This is a genomic window from Aggregatilinea sp., from assembly GCF_036822615.1.
GTDB lineage: Bacteria > Chloroflexota > Anaerolineae > Aggregatilineales > Aggregatilineaceae > Aggregatilinea.
On record NZ_DAISHJ010000002.1, the window covers coordinates 168439 to 187532 of the forward strand.

The following is a 19094-nucleotide window of genomic DNA, read 5'->3' on the forward strand; positions in this document are numbered from 1 at the left end:
AAATATTTGATCGCAGGGAGTCCAAGACAGATAAATCCACCTTTAAATAAAGGGGAATCGCTGTTTTTATTGTAGAGGTTCCTGGCCCATGCGGTTCGATGTTACCTCTTCGACTGGCAAGAGTCGGCTTATCCAGGGAAAGCGTTGGAAACGAAGTCCCATCAAGGAGCAGAGTACATGATCTTCGAACGAATCGGTGCGTTCACCGTACGGTGGCGCTACCCAATAGTCGCGGTTTGGATTGTGCTGGTAGCAGGTATCACGCTGATTGCGCCTAATTTGTCTGACGTAACCACGTCCGATCAGGCCACCCTGCTGCCGAAAAGCGCTCCGTTTAACCACGCAGTGAACGTGCATCAGGCTGCATTTCCCGAGTCCTCCGACAATACGGGGGTCGTCATCGTTATCGAGGCCACCGGTGGTGAGGGGATCCTCAACCGCGATGCGGCGACCTTCCCCGAACAGATAGATACCCCCATAGGCCATTTCATCGCGGACCTGTCCGCATGGCTGGCCAGTGACACGGCCCCCGAACTCGTCACCGGTGTGACTTCGCCCCTCAGTTCGCCCGAAGTGGCCAACATGACCATCGACGCGAGCAATCAGGTTGCCATGATTCCGGTGAGTCTGGCCGAAGGCGAAATCGGAATTACCGATACCGTCGTCAAGCCGGTTCGCGCCTGGATCGACGACCACCAGCCGGATGGGGTTCAATCCTATATTACCGGGGCAAAGGCGATCGGATCCGCGTTCGTCGATGCGGCACTATCGACCCTGGGAAGCACGCTGATCGTGACTGTTATCCTCGTCATCGTGCTGCTTCTCCTGATCTATCGCTCGCCCGTAAGCCCCCTCATTCCGCTGACAGCGGTCACATTCTCCTATCTGGTCACGCGCGGACTTGTGGCCTTGTGGGCGGAGAGCGGGATCGCCGTATCGACCTATGCGGACATCCTGCTTGTGGTGATCATCTATGGGGCCGGTACCGACTACTGCCTGTTCCTGATCAGCCGCTTCCGCGAAGAAATGGCCGATCACACCGGAACTCAGCACGCCGCCACAACCACCATCAAAAAAGTGGGCGAAACGATCACCAGCAGCGCAGGGACCATCTTCGTAGGCTTTACGACGATGATCTTTGCCAAGTTTGGCGTGTTCAATACGTCGGGACCGGCTCTGGCCGTGGGCGTCCTCGTATGTCTGGCAGCGGGGTTAACCTTAGTTCCAGCCACGCTAGCGATCCTGGGCGACCGGGCATTCTGGCCGAGCACAGCCACACACCGCTCGGCGGGCAAGTTCTATATCAAAACATCCAATCTGGTCGCACGGCGTCCCCTCCAGGTGGTGATCGTGGTGGTGTTAGTGATGGCACCGCTCGCGGTTTACGGTATGAGTGCGCCGCTGAATTACAACTCACTCTCCGATCTGCCCAATGATGTCGAGGCAAAAGAAGGTTTCGAAGCCTTGAAACGAACGCTGGGGCCAGGAAACCTCTCACCGCTCACGGTGGTCATGACTGGCCGCAATCCGGCAGATATGAGTACCGAGATGATTCAGCTTGAGGCCGATCTTTCGGCGCTCGGCGGCGTGGCGGACGTGAGGAGTCTCAACAACCCGATGGGGCAGCACGGCGAAATGACGCAGATGCTGCGCGCCGATACGCAGCTTCGGCTGATCGAGCAGATGTTGACTATGCAGAACATGGACGCGCAGTCGCTCGATCCGCAAACCATTGGTACCGCATTCACGGGGATGCGGGCCTATCTCGATCACCTGGAGGCGCAGTTCCCCGCTATCGCGGACGATCCCAACCTGGCGACGCTGCAAGAATTGTTCGGTAATGTGTTGGTCTTTGCCCAACGGCAGGATGAAGCGGCCCCCGCATTTGAGGGTCTTGCACAGCGATTCGAGACCATCGAAGATCCTTACGTGAACCTCAGCGAATTGACAGCCCTGGTCCCGGCGGGTTCGGATAATTCCCAAAGCGCGTCTCTCACGCAATTGCTGGGCCAGTATGTTTCCACCGATGGCTCAAGCTACCGGATGACCGTCATTCTGGCGAATGATCCCAGCAGCACCGAGGCATTGGATACTGTCCTCGCTATGCGCACACTGGTCGAGCAGTATAAAAATGGCGGGGAAGCCGTTATTGACGGGCAGTCCGCAATGACAGCGGATCTCCGCGACACGCTCAACTCCGATTTGGTGCTGACCATCGGCATGGTGAGTCTGGGAATCTTCATCGTCCTCCTCTTGATGCTGCGCAGCGTGGTCGCGCCGTTGTATCTGATTGCCACCGTCGGTTTGAGTTATACCTTCACGCTGGGCCTCACTGCCCTGGTTTTCCGCGTCTTCTTTGGCGCAGAGGATGGGCTGGCGTTCATTATCCCCGTCTTTTCTTTTGTGTTCCTGGTCGCGCTCGGCGTGGACTACAGCATTTTCCTCATTGGCCGGGTAAAAGAAGAAGTGGGGCACCGGGGCATCCGTGACGGCATCCATGAGGCAGTGGTGGCAACAGGCCCGATCATCACCTCGGCGGGGATTATCCTGGCCGGAACGTTTGCCGCCATGATATCCGGGAAAATCACAGCGTTAGCGGAGCTGGGTTTCTCCGTGGCGGTCGGCGTTTTGATCGACACTTTAGTCGTGCGGACCATGCTGGTTCCCGCGCTGACACTCCTGCTGGGCAAGTGGGCGTGGTGGCCAGGCGGCGTTCCTCGCGCTAAGGACGCCAGTGGGCCAAAAGCAGCAGGGATCATCTCCGCTTCACACACAGGAGACTAACGGTCAACTTCTCTCGCTGCACGCTTATGGCACCGGAAGCATAATGTCGTCCAGATGGGCGACATTATGCTTTGCGGCGCGGATAGAATTTCGGACGCGCCACGTCCACCTATCCACAAGCACGGTACAGCCCGCCGTAAAGAAACGCCTGAGCCAACAATCGCCCAGGCGTTTTTGTGTCACCGTCAGGCAAGGAACCACGCAGCGCAAGGCATTGACGATGGTTGAAAGATTCGTTAAGCCGCCCCGAAGCACTGTTCTCATCTGTCACCAGCAAAATACCCCGATCGTATATCCATGCGCTGGACGTGCCGTAGAACTCACCAGGGTGCCTTTCAAGGAGTGCCGCCTACAGGGAGGGAGATCGAGCTAAGCGGGATCACCATCTTCCGCGTCGTCAACGGCAAGCTGCTCGAAGGCTGGAATTACCCAAATCTTCTGAGCGTGATACAGCAGATTGGCGCAGTTCCGGCAGCCGGACAAAACTGAGACAGAGGAAGAGGGGATGCAGTAAGAACCCCGGCGTAGCGGACCGGGCGCGCCATTACGCGGGCCGTGCAATTGGGGTACGATACTGGTTGCAACAGCGCAACGGTCTGATTCGACGTATCACTTCATGCAAGGAAGGATGCCATGCCAAAAATCACGTTCATCGGAGCGGGCAGCACGGTCTTCGCCAAAAATCTGATGGGCGATATCCTCAGTTACCCAGAACTGGCGGACTCAACGCTGTCCCTGTTCGACATCGATGAGGATCGCCTGAGCACGTCCGGCGTCGTCGCGCATAAGGTCGCGGATGCGCTCGGCGCACATCCGACGATTGAATGCACGACCGACCGCCGTGCCGCGCTCGACGGCGCGGACTATGCTATTTGCATGATCCAGGTCGCGGGCTACAAGCCCGGCACAGTGATCGATTTCGAGATCCCCAAGAAGTATGGCCTGCGCGCCACCATTGCCGATACGCTCGGCATCGGCGGCATCATGCGCGGGCTGCGCACCATCCCGGTCCTGCTCGATATGTGCCGCGACATGGAGGATCTCTGCCCGGACGTGACGTTCCTCAACTACGTCAACCCGATGGCGATGAACACCTGGGCGATCAACCGCGCCACGTCGATCAAGACGGTGGGCCTGTGCCACAGCGTGCAGGGCACAGCCCAACAGCTCGCGGACGACATCGGCGTGCCGGTCGAGGAAATCAACTACGTCTGCGCCGGGATCAACCACATGGCGTTTTATCTGACCTTCGAACGCAATGGAGAAGACCTCTACCCTGCCCTACATCGCGTCATCGGCGAAGGTCGCGTGCCCGACTGGAACCGCGTGCGCTACGAGATGCTCGAACGCCTCGGCTACTTCGTGACCGAATCGAGCGAGCACTTCAGCGAGTATGTGCCGTGGTTTATCAAGCGCGACCGCCCCGATCTGATCGAGGCGTTCAATATCCCCCTGGATGAGTACATCACGCGCTGCGAAAACCAGATCGCCGGGTGGCAGTCTATGCGCCAGGAGTTCGAAGATCCGGCCAGCACGCTCACCGTGAAGCGCAGTCTGGAATATGGCTCGCGTATCATTCACAGCATGGAAACAGGCGAGCCTTCGGTGATTTATGGCAATGTCGAAAACGACGGCCTGATCGACAACCTGCCGCAAGGCTGCTGCGTCGAGGTGCCATGCCTGATCGACAAGAACGGCATCCAGCCCACGCGCATCGGCGCGCTGCCGCCGCACCTTGCCGCCCTGATGCAGACCAACATCAACGTGCAGGCGCTGACGGTCGAAGCCGCCCTCACCGGCAAGCGCGAGCACATTTACCACGCCGCGATGCTCGATCCTCACACCGCCGCCGAGCTGGATCTCAGCCAGATCTGGGCGATGGTGGACGACCTGATCGAAGCCCACGGCGACTGGCTGCCCGCTTACCACTAGTGCCCCTGTCTCCACCAGCCCCTGCGATGCCGGGGTCGCTCAGCATCGCAGGGGGTTGACCGGCAGGTCTAATCGAGGCTGTCGATCCGGGGATGGAAACCCGGCAAAGTCGTTCAGGTGTGGAGCGATCAGACCGGCATTGCTGCCGCTTTGCTCGTGAATCACAGCTCCGGTTCGGCGCTCAACCTCGCGCATTTGCGGCGTTTTATCAAAACTGTGCAAACAGATATACTGGAAGCCACCGATACAACACAGCCAACTCATTGAAAGTGATGAATCACACCGACGTTACCGCACAGGAAAAACGGATAACCCAGCTTGAGGGCGAGATCGAGGAATTGACGATTGCGCTTGCCCAGGCATGGGATCAACTCGCGCCGTTTCTGCAAGAAGCGCCCGCCCAGACCAACACCACAGAAGTCCTGACGCATATCCTGCATGCGCTCATGGCCGCCGCAGACGTTGACCGCAGTGGAATCTACCTGTTCCATCACAACGACTGGCTTGCCGTTCCTGCCGACACGCCCCTCCCCACCGACTTACGGTACCAACTCAAGATGATACAGCCTAACCACCCGCTCCAGTGGCCGGGCGAAAAGGATAGCACGAACTCTGCCGGGTGGCTCTTTGCCCCGGTCGTAGCGGACCAACACACGATTGGCGCGATCGGCATCGGACAGGAGCGCACTTCACGCCACCTGACGGCAGCGGAGATGCGCATCCTTTCGGGCATGGCCGAGCGGGTCGCGGGGCAGATTGCGGCCACGCAGCTTACTCGAAGCCGCGAACGCGAAGCGGCAGCCCGCCAGGAGCTAGAAGTTGCCAGCCGGATCCAGCGCTCAATTCAGCCCGCGAAGCTGCCTTCCATCGACGGCCTCGACATTTGCACCCACTGGGAACCGGCGCGCCAGGTGGGTGGAGATGGCTGGGGCTGGGTGGAAACGGAGAACGAGTTTGCCTGGTTCGTTCTCGATGTGGCAGGCAAAGGGCTTCCGGCGGCGCTCGCCGCGATGGCTCTGCACACGGCCATCCGGCTCGGGCTCAAAACCGGCCTGACACCTCTGGAAATCTTGCGGATTATCAATGAGGACTTCTACGATTCGTATACCGAAACAGACCTCATTGCGACCGCCGCCATCTATTCACTCGATTTGAACAGTGCCCAGTTCGAACAGGTCAATGCGGGCCACCTGCCCACGCTCATCCGGCAGGGAGGTGAATGGCACCGCCTTGAAGCGACAGCGCCCCCCATCGGCGTGCTGCCCGATATGACAGCCGAAACCCAAAGGCTCGCGCTGGAACCCAACGATCTGATCATCAGCTACAGCGACGGGTTCACGGAGATCGAAACAAACGAAGGGCTGTGGGGAGAAGAAGGTTTATTAGGCGCAGTGGCACCGGGAAAAATCGACGCGAAGACGATCGTTGACTCCATTGTGCAAACAGCGCACGAGGTTGCCAAGAACACTCGCTTGAGTGACGATCAGACGCTCGTCATAGTGACGTACCAGCCGCGAGGCGGAACATGAGGAAATCTGTCACCATTCCCGCCACGCTGGAGGCCGTCTCCGGCTTCACAGCCAGCCTGGAAGCCGACCTCAAGCAAATGCCCGCCCAAACGCGCATGGCGGTTGTGCTCGCCGTGCAAGAGCTTTGCGTTAACATTGTGAAGCACGCCTACAGGGGCACGAGAGGCGACATTCACATTCAGATCGATTGGTCGTCGCAGGGATTGGATATAACCTGCACGGATTCGGCCCCTACGACCTATACGCCCCCCGAGGAGATCACCGCACCCGATCCGCTTCTGCTGCCCGAAAGCGGCATGGGGATGTTCATCATTTATCAGACTTTCGATCGCGTGGAATACGAGCGCCTGGATCACGGCAATCGCTGGCATGTGCAAAAGCTTATGGAGAACACGGCCTAATGACCAGAATTTTAGTGGTCGATGACGAAAACGTTACACGTCATCTTGTAACGCATGCACTCAAGAAAATCGATATCGACACCGTGGGCGCGGTCGATGGTCCGCAGGCGCTCGATCTGGCGGCCCAGGAGCGCTTCAGTCTAGTGATCGTGGACATCAATTTACCGGAAATGGATGGGTTTGACGTCATCCGGCATTTGAAGCAGCTCCCCACGATGCAAGATGTGCCCATCATTCTGTTCACAGCCCGCAGCGATGAGGATGACAGTATGCGCGCGCTGACCGTGGGCGCGGTGGAACTACTTTACAAGCCTTTCAGCATGCAGCAACTGCGCGATCTGGTGACTAAGCATCTGCCTCCAGAGTAGGCTCCAGCGATCCGTCCAGCAGCCACTTCTGAATCAGCAGCCGCAAAGCCTTGATGGTAAAGGGCTTGCTGAGCATGCCGTTGGCTCCCAGGGCGATATAGGCATCCTGATCCTCACTCAGCGCGGTGGCCGTCAGCACGATAATCGGGACGTCCCGGTAAGGCAGCGAGGAGTTCCGGATCTGCCGGATGGCATCGGCCCCGCTCAACACGGGCATCTGCATATCCATGAAAACAAGCGCATAGGGCCGGGCATTCAGCAATTCGAGGGCCATTTGGCCGTCGGAAGCGAGGTCAATCCGAAGGGGAAAGTCGCTCAGCACGCGCCGGATCAGGCCCGCATTTTCGATATCGTCATCGACGACCAATACAGCCGGATACCCCGTCGGGGTTGCAGCCGCCTGAGGCGTCTGGCCTGGCATGGCGGGGACCTGCACACGAGCCGCGAGCGCCATAACCCGGAAAATTTCCGCTTTATCGACGGGCCGTTTCATCCAAAATTCGTACGCATCCAACGGGATGTTCGCTTCTGCCCCGTCGTCCGATATGTACATGACGGCCCGCAGATCCCCGTGCTCGACGAAAGGCCGGACGACCGGCTTGAGGGCATCTCGCATTTCCACGAGCAGCCGGTCATGGATCATAATGGCGTTGATCGGGCAGCCACCATGCAGCGCGGTTTCCAACGTTGGCGTGACATCGTTGATGTCCTCCAGCTCAACGACAGTTACGTCCCATCGCTTGAGCTGGCGCGCCAGCACGTGGCGATACGTCTTCTCGTGATCCAGGATCAACACCCGAAGCTGGCTCAGGTCCGCGTCGAGATTTTCCTCGGCACCCTCCGCGATGCGGATCGGCAGATTCAGCGTAAACCCAAAGGTGCTGCCCTCCCCCACCGTGCTTTTGATGTCGATCTGCCCGCCCATCATCTCGACGAGCTGCTTGGAGATCGAAAGGCCTAACCCGGCGCCCCCATACCGGCGTGTAGCGGTATTATCCGCCTGCACAAAATCGTCAAAAATAGACTTCAAGTGCTCCGGCGCAATTCCAATGCCGGTATCAGCCACCTCAAAACGAACGAGCGCGTGAGTCGAGGTCTTTCTATGCAGGGTCACGCGAAGCGCGATCGTGCCCTGGGTTGTGAACTTGATGGCGTTCGAGACGAAATTAACCAGAACCTGCCGCAGCCGCCGGGCATCCCCCGATACGCGGTATGGGACATCCGGCGCAATATCGAGCACTAGCGACAACGACTTTTGCGCCGCCTGTGACACATGCGCCAGCCGGATCTCGGTGACGATTGCCCTGAGATCGATCGACTCCGACACCAACTGAACTCTGCCAGCCTGAAGCCGGGAAAAATCGAGAAAGTCATTCGCAATAACCAACAACCGTTTGGCATTGTCAAAGGCTTCCGACGCGTATTCCTTTTCGGGTTCCTTCAGATCCATTTCGAGCAGCAGTTCTAGCATGCCCAATACGCCGGTCAGCGGCGTGCGGATCTCGTGGCTCATGTTGGCAATAAACTGCGTGCGCAGCTCAGCGACCTGCACAGCGGCGCGGTGCGCCTCGATCAACACCTGCTGCGTTTGTTCGCGCTCCAACGCACGCGAATAACTTTCCGAGATGGTCCGCAGCAGGGTAATGACTTCTGGCTGCCATTGTCGCTTATGCGTGGTTTCGTCGCACCCGATGAAGCCCTCCACGCGATCCCCGGCAGAGAGCGGCAGGATCAGCACGCTCTGTATGTCTTGAGGCGCCAGCATCGCGTATAAATCGTCGGGCAAATCGCGGATATCCGACGAGGCGATCATGCCCTCTTTGGCCAGCAAGGGGAAAAATGACGGCACGATGTCGTCGAACGGCAACCCCTTAAGATTCTCAATCTCGGGTGCCACGCCCGGCGCGCACCATTCATGAGTATTGTCGAGCAGCGGCTCGTTTTCGTAGAAATGGAAAACGTAGACTCTCGACACCTCGAGCAGTTCCCCCGCCAGCGCGAGCGTCTGATTCAGGGCGGTATCCACGTCATCTGTTTGCAAAAAGAGGCGAATGATCTCCCGGTTCAGTTCTTCGAGCTTGAGCAAACGAAGCAGCCGCTGTTGAGCCTGAAAGCTCTCCGTCATGTCCCGGTAGTGCCATATGTGCCCGGCACAGCGGTCACCCAGCATGACGGGGATATAGTCGCGAGCAAACACCCGGCCATCAGCCATGTGCAGCTCGTCGTTAAGCGCCGGTTTTTGCCCGGCCAGAAACGCTTCCGTGCGCCGGATAACGTCGTCGGGATCGGCAAAAACCGGTGCAAACGCCGCAAATTGATCGCGGCAGTTCGACCCAATCAGGCTGGCAGGCGGCTCGGTGATGCCCAACATCGAGCAAAATGTTTGGTTGACCGCCTCAATTTGGCGGTCTCCAGTTTCGAGCAGCACGCCTCCCTGGAGGCCAGAGAGCAGCCCCTCGAAAAGCACTCGCAGTTGAGGCGAATCTACTTCATCGCGCTGCCGGTCGGTCATCCGGCACATAGACACGATTGCTACGGGCAAGGACAACGCACGAACGGGCGTTATCTGGAGCATGACAGGAAATGTACTGCCATCGCTCCGAACACCCACGGCTTCAACAGGCGGGCTGGCAGGGCTATCATCCTGCATAGATTCAGCGATCAGCGCGTCCAGCGAGGATCGGGACGCTGCATCGAACAGCAATTCGAGAAACGGTCGGCCAAGCACAGCCGTTTGCTCAAACCCGAACATGGCTTGAGCAGCAGCATTGAAGTCCAGCACTCGTCCCTGTTTATCAATCAGGCATACACCATCGAGGACGATGTCCTTCTGTGAAAAATCTGTAGGATTCCCGGTATATGGCCCGAATTCAGACAAGTGACGAACCTCCTCGCCCATCAGCCGCTCGTCAATGGCTGACAGGATCTAGCTCGCCCGCACTTTCGGTGATTCCGTAGGGGCGAGTCGGCATCTGCTTATGCGCCGTGCAGCGCAGCCAACGCCGAGGCCTCATCGGCAAAAACGGTAAAGGCCCTGTCCAGGCGCGTAAGCCCGAAAACCTGCAAGACAGCCGGTTGCAAACCACACAGATACAAGTTGCCCCCATTCCCCCGGCAGTTCTTCAGTCCTTTGACCAATATCGCCAGTCCCGACGAATCGACAAAAGGGACGCCGCTCAAGTTCACGACGATATACGACGCCTTCGGATGGCTGTCGAACCACCTGGACACCTGCGGGACCTGATGGGCATCGAGGCGTCCTACGAGTTCCAGAATATCCGCGTTATCAACCGAACGAGCATGCAACTCCACGTGCGTTCTCCTGAACAAGTTTGCAATTCCGCGCTGGCCCACCGTTTATCGCCCGGCTGAAAGGGCCAACCGTCATCAAAAGACCCACCACTATGACTATCTGTCCCATCCATCATACATGATCTGGCATTAAATAGAGCTTTAATAAACATCCATAAATGTTAGGTTTGTTTCTATTATAAGGTACTGCGATGCCCGTTCAGTGGCTTTTGCCCGACTTGCCATCCGCCCCGGCAGGGATCCGCGTGCGCAAGAAGGTATCATTGATAAAAATGCATGAATTTTTAATTTCATTTTTTATTCTTCCCTTGTATTCTATTAAGTGTCATACGATTCGCGAAAAGCAGAGGTGAGAGGGTTATGCCTTACCCCGATCGCAGCATCATTGAGGACAAAGAGCGTCTGGCACTATTGCAGAAGCTGTCGCTGCTCGATTCGCCTCCCGACCCCGCTTTCGACCGGCTCACCCGGCTGGCAAGCCGTATCCTGAACATGCCGATCTCTCTTGTATCGCTGATCGACATCGACCGGCAGTTCTTCAAAAGCGTGGTAGGCTTGCCCGATCCCTGGGCCACACTGCGCGAAACGCCCCTAACGCATTCGTTCTGCCAGCACGTCATGGCGACAGGCGAGCCGCTCATCGTCGAAGACGCGCGCGATCACCCCCTGGTGTACGATAATCCAGCGATCCAGGATCTCAACGCGATCACCTATGCGGGAATGCCGCTCACCATGTCCAATGGAGTCACACTCGGCTCATTTTGCGTCGTCGATTCCATACCGCACCGCTGGCAGGACGACGAGATCGAGATGCTCCACGATCTCGCGCAGACCGCCATCACCGAACTCGAACTTCGCGCAGAACTCATCGAGCACGAGCGCACCCTACGGGAAATGCGGCACAAGGAGCAGCGGCTCAACGCCATCCTCACCAGTGCACCGATCATCCTCTACAGCATCGACCTGAACGGTTATTTCACCTTTTCGCGGGGAAACGCCCTCGAAAATCTGGGCTTTCGCTCCAACGAGCGGGTCGGCATCTCGGCACTCGACGCATACGCGCACAGCCCGGAAATCCTGGCATTGCTGAAGCGCGCCCTGAAAGGCGAGTCGTTTACCGCCACTGCGAAAAGCAAAGGACGTGTGTTTTCAGCGAGTTATCGTCCGCTCTACGACGAGGGAAACGAGTTAACAGGGACCATCGGGGTAGCGACGGATATCACCGACCTGGCCAAAGTCCAGACTAAACTGAACAACAGCCTCAATCAGATCAAAGTGTTGGAACAGCTAAAGTCGGAAATGCTGCGCATGGCCGCGCACGATCTCCGTAACCCGCTCAACGGCGTTATGGGCTATGCCGAACTGCTGATGGAAACCGATCTTGATCCGGAACAGATCGAACTGGTCGGTGAAATATCCACTGCGTCACATCAGATGGCGCGGATTATCAGCGACATTCTCTCGCTCGAAAAAGTCGAATCCGTCGCCCAAAGCAGCTACCACGATCTCGATATCCGAACGATCATCTCGCAGGCCTATCAGGAGAACGAAGCCACAGCGCGGCGCAGCCATCAAGCTTATTTCTTGTCACTGCCGCCGGTTCCCACCTACGTCCATGGGGATCGTCAGCAGTTGCTCGAAGCCATCAACAATCTGATCGGCAATGCGATCAAATACACGCCCGATGAGGGCCGGGTCTCGGTCCGTGTGTACGACGATAACGGGTCGGTGGTGGTCGAGGTAGAGGACAGCGGCTATGGCGTTCCGGCCAACCAACAATCGAAGCTGTTCACACCCTTCTTCCGCGCGCGCTCTGCCGAAACATGCAGAATCGACGGCACAGGGCTGGGTCTCTCTCTCGTCAAAAAGATCGTCGAGCGCCACAACGGCAACCTGCGCTTCGAGAGCGAGCATGGCAAGGGCAGTCTCTTCGGTTTCGCGCTGCCGCGGGTGGTCACCGTCCACGAGGTTGACAGCGTACAGGCCAGCGTGCCAACCGCGTAGCGCAGTGGATATGAGGCTTGTCTAGAGACCGTTCGCCTGACTTGCCAGATGCTTGAAGGCAGTGTCAACGTCCGGGTATGTCGGGAACAACTGGTTGAGGCGTGTCTGGGTGAGCACTAACTGGACCTGATCCTTCACCCCCGCCAGAAACAGCAGACCCTGCTGCTCGCGCACCAGTCGCAGCAGGGCTACCAGCGTGCTGAGGCCGCTGCTATCGATAAACGTCACGGGTTCCAGGTCGAGGATCAGGTAACGGTAGCGGCCACTCACGGCAAGCCGCAGTGCTTCTTTCAGTTCCGTTGCCACTGCCGCGTCAATCCGCCCGCGCAGAATCACGACCGCTGCGCTTTCGGACCGGGGTATAAGCTCGTAGTTATCCACTTCCAGTACCCTCCACGCGGGGCGGTTTATGAGGCGAGCTGAGCTTCGCCCTGATATACCGCCGCGCTCAAGATCACACGCAGCATACGGATGTTGTACAACGACCAAAACACGTTAACGACAACGCCCACCGTATCGCTGCGCCATCCCAGGCCCAGGCTCGCCAACGCGTAAAGGCTGCTGAACGCCAGCAGAATCACGATTGCAAGCTGGGGGATCACCATATTGAGATAAATTCCCGATTGGCGCGTCTTCGGCGTCACTTTGAACGTGAGCTTTTCCCCGCTGAACACCGTCAGCACGGCCTGAATCCACAACGGGAACAGCGCGAGGCTGTACTGCGCCCCGCGCGAGGTGTCGAGCTTCCAGGCGACGAAAAAGAACAGCAGCTTGTTAACCAGCAAATAGGGGATGATGCGGATCAAAAAGTCACCGCTGAAGGACACCACGGGCGAAATCCCGGTCAGCGAATAGATCACGGGAGCCAGCAGGTAAACCACAGCGAAGAAGCCGGAAAAATAGCTGTACATCGTCGTGAAATATTGCAGGCGCTGGGCAAGGCCCAACCCCGGCTTCACCAGCGGATTTTCCTTCACCAGCACCTGGATGGTCCCCGCCCCCCACCGCAGCCGCTGCCCCAACATACTGCCCAGATCCTCCGGAGCCAATCCGCGCGCAAGAATTTCGTGATGGAACGCCGATTTCCAGCCCAGCGCGTGCAGGCGCATCGACGTCGCCATGTCTTCCGTGATGCTGAACGTCACCAGCGGCTGAATGTCGAGCACTTCGTGCGTATCCATCTTGAGCACATCCAGCAGATCCGCGCTCAGGCCAAAAACCTCCGGCGGCGGCGCGATCATCTCGGCCAGTTGATCCAGCCGCGCCTCGAAATCGTCCTCGGCGGCGTCCTCGTCCTGACCCGGCAGATCCATGTCGAGCAGATCCTGTTCGATGGAAGCCATATCCAGCGCGACGATCTGTCGCTGGGCCCGACGGATCGCCGCATTGAACGTTTGCAGCACCTGCTGGAGCGGCACATCGTTCCGCAGATCGTCCGCGGCCCGCTCCGCCGCTGAGGTCACCTCGTGCGCGGTTTTCCGGTAAACGCGCGGGATGTGGCGGCTGGTGGCCTGGATCGGAATCTGGCTGATGAAGGTATGAATCTGGCGCTCAAGCTCAGTGACGTACGTGATCAAGCCAAGCTGGAACAACGCCTCGCGCCGCAGGACCGCATTCGATCCGCAGAAGAAGGCCGCGTTCCAGCCGTCCTTGCCCTGCTGGATGGGACCATAAAACAGCGGAGCCTGACTGCCAAACGGATCGTCAAGCGGCACGTTATAGAAATACTGCGGCGTCTGGACAAACGCGATTTCGGGATCGCGGAAGTAGCCCAGCGTCCGGTCCAGAATGCGCGGATCGGGGATCTGGTCCGCGTCCAGGATCAGGACGAACTCGCCAAACGTCTGGTTCAGCGCGTTGTTGACGTTGCCCGCTTTCGCGTGGCGCGGTCGCCCTTCCCATTCCGGGCCGCGCGTGATGTATTCGCAGCCCAGCGCCGCGCACATCGCGCGCACCTCGGCCCGATTTCCGTCATCCAGCACATACGTGGTGTGCGGGTGGCGGATCGCCACGGCGGCTTCGGCGGTCTCTCGAACGAGTTCGACCGGCTCGGCGTACGTCGTGATGAAGACATCCACGGTCGCGTCCGGCAGAGGCGGCGGCGATTCGCGGTATTTGGGCTTCCACATCATCAGGATGAACAGCAGCGTATCGATGAAAGAATACGTCTCCGCGGCCAGCAGCGGAATGGCGAACCACAGCGCGTTGACGTTGATCGACGCCGTGTACCGGTAGAAAAAATAGTTGATTCCGAGGGTGATGTTCGCCACCGCAATCACGCGCACGATCCACGCGCGCGCCCAGTGATAGGACCGTCGATCGCGCGGAAGCAGCCGGTCGAACTGCGTTTGGACCAGCCGCTGCCATCGTGCGCGCGTCTCCAGATCAGCGAATTCCATAGCCAGCCATCACCCGCAGCACATACGAGATCGCCGCAAACCGGTACGACAGATCGAGCAGCACGAAAAACCCGGCCACGTACATCGGCGCGGAGTTGTGTTCGAACAGCAGCACGATCCGCGTGAGCGGGTGGCGCACCCACGGCTCGATCCGCAGCAGCCCCACGGCCCACAAGAACCCGATGCACGCGCCACTCACTACGTCGGACGGCCACGCCAGCCCCAGTCCAACTTCCAGGGCCAGCAGCAGCGCGAAAAGCAGCGCGCTCCCTATCCCAGCCGCCGCATTCAGCGCAAACAGGCCCGTGGCGAGCACGAAAAACACGAGCGCCGGGACCGAGGGAAAGGATGGGCGATCGTCATAAGTAGCGCGGATCTCGACCCACGTGTCCGGCTCGACGGGCGCGTCGAGCGTTTCCGACACCAGCGGACGCGGACGATCCAGCAGGTGGCGCAGCGGCGGCCCGGCGATCGCCATCCCCCACATCCCGATCAGAACGAGGATCAGCACGCGCCGGTTGTGCACGCGCGGGCGGGTCACGGCCTCGGTCGCCAACACGCCGGGCCGTCCGTAGAACCAGAACGCCACGAACAACAACGCCGCGATCACCCACGGCGCGCGATCCGTCCATTCGAGCGCGGATTCAAACATCGCCGGGGACCGCGCAACCAGTTCGTTCAGATAGTGAAACAGATCGACATCGAGCGAGTGCATGGAGTCGCCCCGCTATACCGTCAGCCGGAACACAACCGAAATGGCGTGAAGCGTCCACGCAAAACGCTGCGTGATATCGAGCAGCACCAGCAACGCCAGCGGATAGGCCACCAGCGGGAGGGCGTCGAATAGGCGCGCCGACGAAGCCGCAATCCAATGCAGTCCGCGCCGCGCGGCAAAGACCAGCGCCACGCAGATCGCCCCCATCACCGCTCCACCCACGATGTCAGTGGGATAGGCATAGCCTACGCCGACGTACAATCCGGAAAGCAGCACCATGCCCCACCCCAAGAGGATCGCCCAGCGAGGCCGGTTCATGGCAAGGCCCGCCACCAGCGCGAACCAGAATGCCGCCCGATCGCTTGGGAAGCTGCCCGTGTCCGCCTGATCGGCGAGCACCCGGTCCCATTCCTCCGCGCTTACAGGAGGCCGGGCGTTCTGCTCCACCAGGGGGCGCGTCCTCGACCACTGCGATGCTATCACGCGCGCGATCACAAACGCCGCGAACATCGCCAGCAGCAACAACAGGACGCGTTCACGCGCCTCCGGCGAGAACCGGGTGAGCACATTCTCCGCCCTGCCTTCGCGCCAACCGCCGAACCACAGCGCGACCAGCACTGCCGCGCACACGATCCAGGCGGCGCTGTCCGCCAGTTTGAGCGCCGCTTCAAAGCGGGTGTGATCGGCGGCCAGGAACCGGTACAGCGCGTCCTGAAGCGAGGCATCCCATCCCATCACGACCCCGATCTGCCCGACCGCCAGCGGCTGACCAGCAGCACGCCCGCTACGGCAGCGGCAGTCAGAACCAGGATCGCCGTGATGATGATCCACTGGCTGGGTTCTTCGACCAGCGGTTCGCGGGTCACTTCTCCCGGCCTGGAGTGAGGCGTGCTGCGATTCGAGCGGTACACGATCCGCACCTCGCCACCCGGCTCCACGACCGCTGCCGATCCCGGCTGCTGCACGGGCGGAGCCGCATACGTCAGGGCGCGCACCGCGTCATCGAGTTCCGCCTCGCCCGCTGCGTAGACGAGCAGCACGACGTGCTTATCCGACCACGGCGACGGCGCTTCGCGCAGGATGCCGCGCGCCGGATCGTCCAATGCGCGCGCCACCTCGTCGTCGGGGATCGTCGTCAGGTCGCGCAGCGCTTCGCCCACGAGCGGGTTTCGATCCAGCGTCCCTACGACGATAACGTGCGATCCGGCCAAAGCCGACGACGCCTCATCGGGCGCCGTCACCATGCGCACGTCGAGCGGCTGTGTCGCAAAGTGACCCAACGTCGCGGCGAGATCCAGGCCCTGGCGGATCTCATCGGGCGTCGCGCCGAGGGGCAGCACGATCGTTGTTGGTGTGGACTCCTCGTCGCTGACGAACGGATAAGGGAAGGCCTGCAAATCGGGCAGCGTCAAATACAGGTGGGGCGTCGTGAAATACGAATCGATCGAGATCCGCGTCCAGACCGAGTCGGGGTTGATCACGTCGCACACGTTCTGCTCTAACAGGTTGGCGATGACGAGATGGAGCACCAGATCCTGCGGACGCCCGCCGTAGGCATTTTCATTCAGGGCGGCAACCGGCAGGTCAAAACTCGACGTGCGGAACCCTTCGTCGCCGCCGGTACGGACGCTGCCGACAAAGTGGTCGTTGGCGAAGATGGACACGTACGATTCGCGCTCATTCAGAGCCGGGCTGCCGCTAACGTTCAGCGTGATCTGTGCGCCGTGATCGAAAACCCAGCCGGGGGGATGGCGGAAATAATAGTATTCGTCGAAGATTCCGATCCCGGTCACCTGCCGGGTGCGGTCGCCTAACTGTGCGAACGTCGTCACATCGCCGGACCACGGCGCGCCGGGAACCAAACTCGCCGCGGGCGGATCGCTCGCCAGCAAGGAATCGGAAACGGGCAGCGGGACATTCGCCCACAGGATCTGCGCCACATCGTCGAGACCGTCTGCGTCCGGCGTCACAATGCTCAATACCGTGCGGGTGGGATTCCACGGTGACGCCTGGATCTGCACCGCCGGGTCCACCCCGTCACCGGCCAGATCGAGCGCATCCAGAAGCGGCTGATTTTCCGGCGTGCCGATCACCACAAGATTGGCACTCTGGCGGAGATCGTCCGTAAGGTCCGCCGCGCGCACGACATCGAACGGCGGGGCCGCGCTGCGATCTCCCTGCCCCAAACGGGCCGCTGTTCGCGCCGCCGCCGTCAGCGCCGCGTCATCGCTGGCATCGGGCAGCACAAACACCACCGGAACCGGATCGGCCCAGGCGTCCTGAACGATCACGGCCTGCGGCAGCGCGTCGAGGCTGGGATGCTGCGCGTCCTCTGTGCCTCCAAAACGCACGAAGCTCGTCCCTGCGATCTTGAGCCACTGCGCCGGGTTATTCGTCTCCTCGCACGGATCATCCGTCAGGCGGAAGTATCCCTGAAACCGGAGGGTCAGCCCCGCACCCTGGATCTGCGCCATCGGGACCTCAAACGAAACCGTCTCATAGAAGGCGCCATCGCCGGGTGCTGCCGGACGCAGGCTTGCAACCTCGACTCCGTTGGCGAAAACCGTCAGCGACGAGCGCGACTCGATCAACAGCGGCGAAGCCGCGTAATCGAGCGACACCTGCGCGCCGGTATTCATCAGCCAGTTCGATTGGTACGGAACATAAATAGACGCCGTCCCGTACATGCCGCTGAGCGTAATGTCACCATACCCCAGATCATTTATGCTGAGTTCTAGCGGATTCGATGATTCGCCTTGCGCGGCAGCCAGTCCGGTTTGCAGAGGCAAAACCATCAATACCACGAGGGCAAACACAAGGAGTTGGGTTCTCATGTTGTCAGGTCCGATTGATAGCCGTCGCGCCAGGACCGGCAGGCTGTTTGATTGCAAAACCCGAGATATTGCAAGCTATCTTGGCGAACGCGAGAATCCATGTTACAGGAATTGGTTCAGGTAATGAAGCACCCCTCATAGAGTTCCAACAGGCTTTACAGTAGCATCAGTTTATGTACAACGCGAGTTTACCGGCAGGACCGCTGACCAACGCCGGTCCCAACCGGTCCGCAGCCAGACGCCAGAGAGATTGCCGCTTGCGATGCTGCGCCAACAGCCCGGCACACCCTTATTAACCGGTTAGTCAGGTATATTTCGCGCATCGTGTTATTGCTCATCTATATCCACCTTACGGGATGCATTCAAGCATAATCTCAAAACGTTTAAAGCGAAAATATCTATCACGCCGCCTATCTGCCGCTCAGCCTGAAACATCGAGGACCAAATGACTTATTCCTTTTGCGTGCAAAATGTCGCAAGTTCCCCACCCTCGCTCTGCTGCGGCGAGGAACCTGACTATGCAGCCATTAGAACTGCATTCCGCTTCAGATTCGACAGAATCGTTCAATCATTTGCCAGGATTGTTCTATCACTCGCTCCCGTAAAGCATCTAGAATAGACGCAAGCTGAAGGTAGGATCTCAAATCCCTCAGCTATCAGGTTTTGCGCGCACAAACAGCCGTAAATCAGATTGGGGGGCTTGATCAGGAAATTAAGGGAGGTATTGTGCGATGTTCCCTCAATGAACCCCATCATCCAATGTGCCCGGCTCACAAATGAAGCTTTCTGATTTACACTACTTCTAGGAGCATTCAA

14 protein-coding genes are annotated in these 19094 nt (G+C 59.2%); 7 read left to right on the plus strand and 7 right to left on the minus strand.

Going from position 1 to position 19094, the window contains the following annotated elements; genetic code table 11:
• The first annotated feature begins 177 nt into the window (after positions 1–177).
• The 6 genes from V7116_RS01765 to V7116_RS01785 all read left to right on the plus strand — a co-directional run bounded on the left by V7116_RS01765 (position 178) and on the right by V7116_RS01785 (position 7014).
• Positions 178–2784, plus strand: a complete 2607-nt coding sequence (locus V7116_RS01765) for an MMPL family transporter (protein ID WP_324389787.1) — start codon at positions 178–180, stop codon at positions 2782–2784.
• Positions 2785–3075: 291 nt separating this feature from the next.
• Positions 3076–3273, plus strand: coding sequence for an ester cyclase (locus V7116_RS25700; protein ID WP_442891733.1), 198 nt, complete (start codon positions 3076–3078; stop codon positions 3271–3273).
• A gap of 144 nt (positions 3274–3417) precedes the next feature.
• Entirely contained in the window at positions 3418–4716 is a 1299-nt protein-coding gene (locus V7116_RS01770) for an alpha-glucosidase/alpha-galactosidase (RefSeq protein WP_324389789.1), read from the plus strand.
• Positions 4717–4988: 272 nt separating this feature from the next.
• On the plus strand, positions 4989–6245 hold the full coding sequence (locus V7116_RS01775) for a PP2C family protein-serine/threonine phosphatase (RefSeq protein WP_324389791.1): 1257 nt from the start codon (positions 4989–4991) through the stop codon (positions 6243–6245).
• Positions 6242–6646, plus strand: coding sequence for an ATP-binding protein (locus tag V7116_RS01780; RefSeq protein ID WP_324389793.1), 405 nt, complete (start codon positions 6242–6244; stop codon positions 6644–6646). The genes V7116_RS01775 and V7116_RS01780 overlap by 4 nt, the downstream gene beginning before the upstream one ends.
• On the plus strand, positions 6646–7014 hold the full coding sequence (locus V7116_RS01785) for a response regulator (RefSeq protein WP_324389795.1): 369 nt from the start codon (positions 6646–6648) through the stop codon (positions 7012–7014). Before V7116_RS01780 ends, V7116_RS01785 begins: the two co-directional genes overlap by 1 nt.
• Here V7116_RS01785 and V7116_RS01790 read toward each other — a convergent pair.
• Both V7116_RS01790 and V7116_RS01795 read right to left on the minus strand, forming a co-directional pair.
• Positions 6992–9913, minus strand: a complete 2922-nt coding sequence (locus tag V7116_RS01790; RefSeq protein ID WP_324389796.1) for an ATP-binding protein — start codon at positions 9911–9913, stop codon at positions 6992–6994. The two genes, V7116_RS01785 and V7116_RS01790, sit on opposite strands and share 23 nt — an antisense overlap.
• 77 nt (positions 9914–9990) lie before the next feature.
• A complete protein-coding gene (locus V7116_RS01795; RefSeq protein ID WP_324389799.1) occupies positions 9991–10326 on the minus strand; it encodes an STAS domain-containing protein in 336 nt (111 codons plus the stop codon).
• Positions 10327–10686: 360 nt separating this feature from the next.
• On the opposite strand from V7116_RS01795, the gene V7116_RS01800 reads away from it, so the two are divergent.
• Positions 10687–12330: a GAF domain-containing sensor histidine kinase gene (locus V7116_RS01800; RefSeq protein ID WP_324389801.1), complete on the plus strand. Its 1644-nt coding sequence runs from the start codon at positions 10687–10689 to the stop codon at positions 12328–12330.
• 21 nt (positions 12331–12351) lie between these two features.
• Here V7116_RS01800 and V7116_RS01805 read toward each other — a convergent pair whose 3' ends face one another.
• From V7116_RS01805 to V7116_RS01825, 5 genes are read right to left on the minus strand one after another with little or no spacing between them, the layout of a single operon-like run.
• Positions 12352–12711 carry an STAS domain-containing protein gene (locus tag V7116_RS01805; RefSeq protein WP_324389803.1) on the minus strand — a complete coding sequence of 120 codons (360 nt, stop codon included), beginning with the start codon at positions 12709–12711 and terminating at the stop codon, positions 12352–12354.
• Positions 12712–12737: 26 nt separating this feature from the next.
• Entirely contained in the window at positions 12738–14729 is a 1992-nt protein-coding gene (locus V7116_RS01810; protein ID WP_324389805.1) for a glycosyltransferase, read from the minus strand.
• On the minus strand, positions 14716–15444 hold the full coding sequence (locus V7116_RS01815; RefSeq protein ID WP_324389808.1) for a phosphatase PAP2 family protein: 729 nt from the start codon (positions 15442–15444) through the stop codon (positions 14716–14718). The genes V7116_RS01810 and V7116_RS01815 overlap by 14 nt, the downstream gene beginning before the upstream one ends.
• A 12-nt stretch (positions 15445–15456) precedes the next feature.
• The gene (locus V7116_RS01820; protein ID WP_324389856.1) at positions 15457–16179 is read right to left on the minus strand and encodes a phosphatase PAP2 family protein; all 723 of its coding nucleotides are present in this window, start codon (positions 16177–16179) and stop codon (positions 15457–15459) included.
• Positions 16179–18278 carry a cellulose biosynthesis cyclic di-GMP-binding regulatory protein BcsB gene (locus V7116_RS01825; protein ID WP_324389810.1) on the minus strand — a complete coding sequence of 700 codons (2100 nt, stop codon included), beginning with the start codon at positions 18276–18278 and terminating at the stop codon, positions 16179–16181. The genes V7116_RS01820 and V7116_RS01825 overlap by 1 nt, the downstream gene beginning before the upstream one ends.
• Positions 18279–19094 lie beyond the last annotated feature (816 nt).

What these genes read in the sequence shown, in the direction of transcription:
- V7116_RS01800 (WP_324389801.1), top strand. Translation starts at nt 10,687, where the DNA reads ATGCCTTACCCCGATCGCAGCATCATTGAGGACAAAGAGCGTCTGGCA.
- V7116_RS01765 (WP_324389787.1), top strand. Translation starts at nt 178, where the DNA reads ATGATCTTCGAACGAATCGGTGCGTTCACCGTACGGTGGCGCTACCCA.
- V7116_RS01770 (WP_324389789.1), top strand. Translation starts at nt 3,418, where the DNA reads ATGCCAAAAATCACGTTCATCGGAGCGGGCAGCACGGTCTTCGCCAAA.
- V7116_RS01775 (WP_324389791.1), top strand. Translation starts at nt 4,989, where the DNA reads ATGAATCACACCGACGTTACCGCACAGGAAAAACGGATAACCCAGCTT.
- V7116_RS01810 (WP_324389805.1), bottom strand. Translation starts at nt 14,729, where the DNA reads ATGGAATTCGCTGATCTGGAGACGCGCGCACGATGGCAGCGGCTGGTC.
- V7116_RS01825 (WP_324389810.1), bottom strand. Translation starts at nt 18,278, where the DNA reads ATGAGAACCCAACTCCTTGTGTTTGCCCTCGTGGTATTGATGGTTTTG.
- V7116_RS01815 (WP_324389808.1), bottom strand. Translation starts at nt 15,444, where the DNA reads ATGCACTCGCTCGATGTCGATCTGTTTCACTATCTGAACGAACTGGTT.
- V7116_RS01790 (WP_324389796.1), bottom strand. Translation starts at nt 9,913, where the DNA reads ATGGGCGAGGAGGTTCGTCACTTGTCTGAATTCGGGCCATATACCGGG.
- V7116_RS01780 (WP_324389793.1), top strand. Translation starts at nt 6,242, where the DNA reads ATGAGGAAATCTGTCACCATTCCCGCCACGCTGGAGGCCGTCTCCGGC.
- V7116_RS01785 (WP_324389795.1), top strand. Translation starts at nt 6,646, where the DNA reads ATGACCAGAATTTTAGTGGTCGATGACGAAAACGTTACACGTCATCTT.
- V7116_RS01820 (WP_324389856.1), bottom strand. Translation starts at nt 16,179, where the DNA reads ATGGGATGGGATGCCTCGCTTCAGGACGCGCTGTACCGGTTCCTGGCC.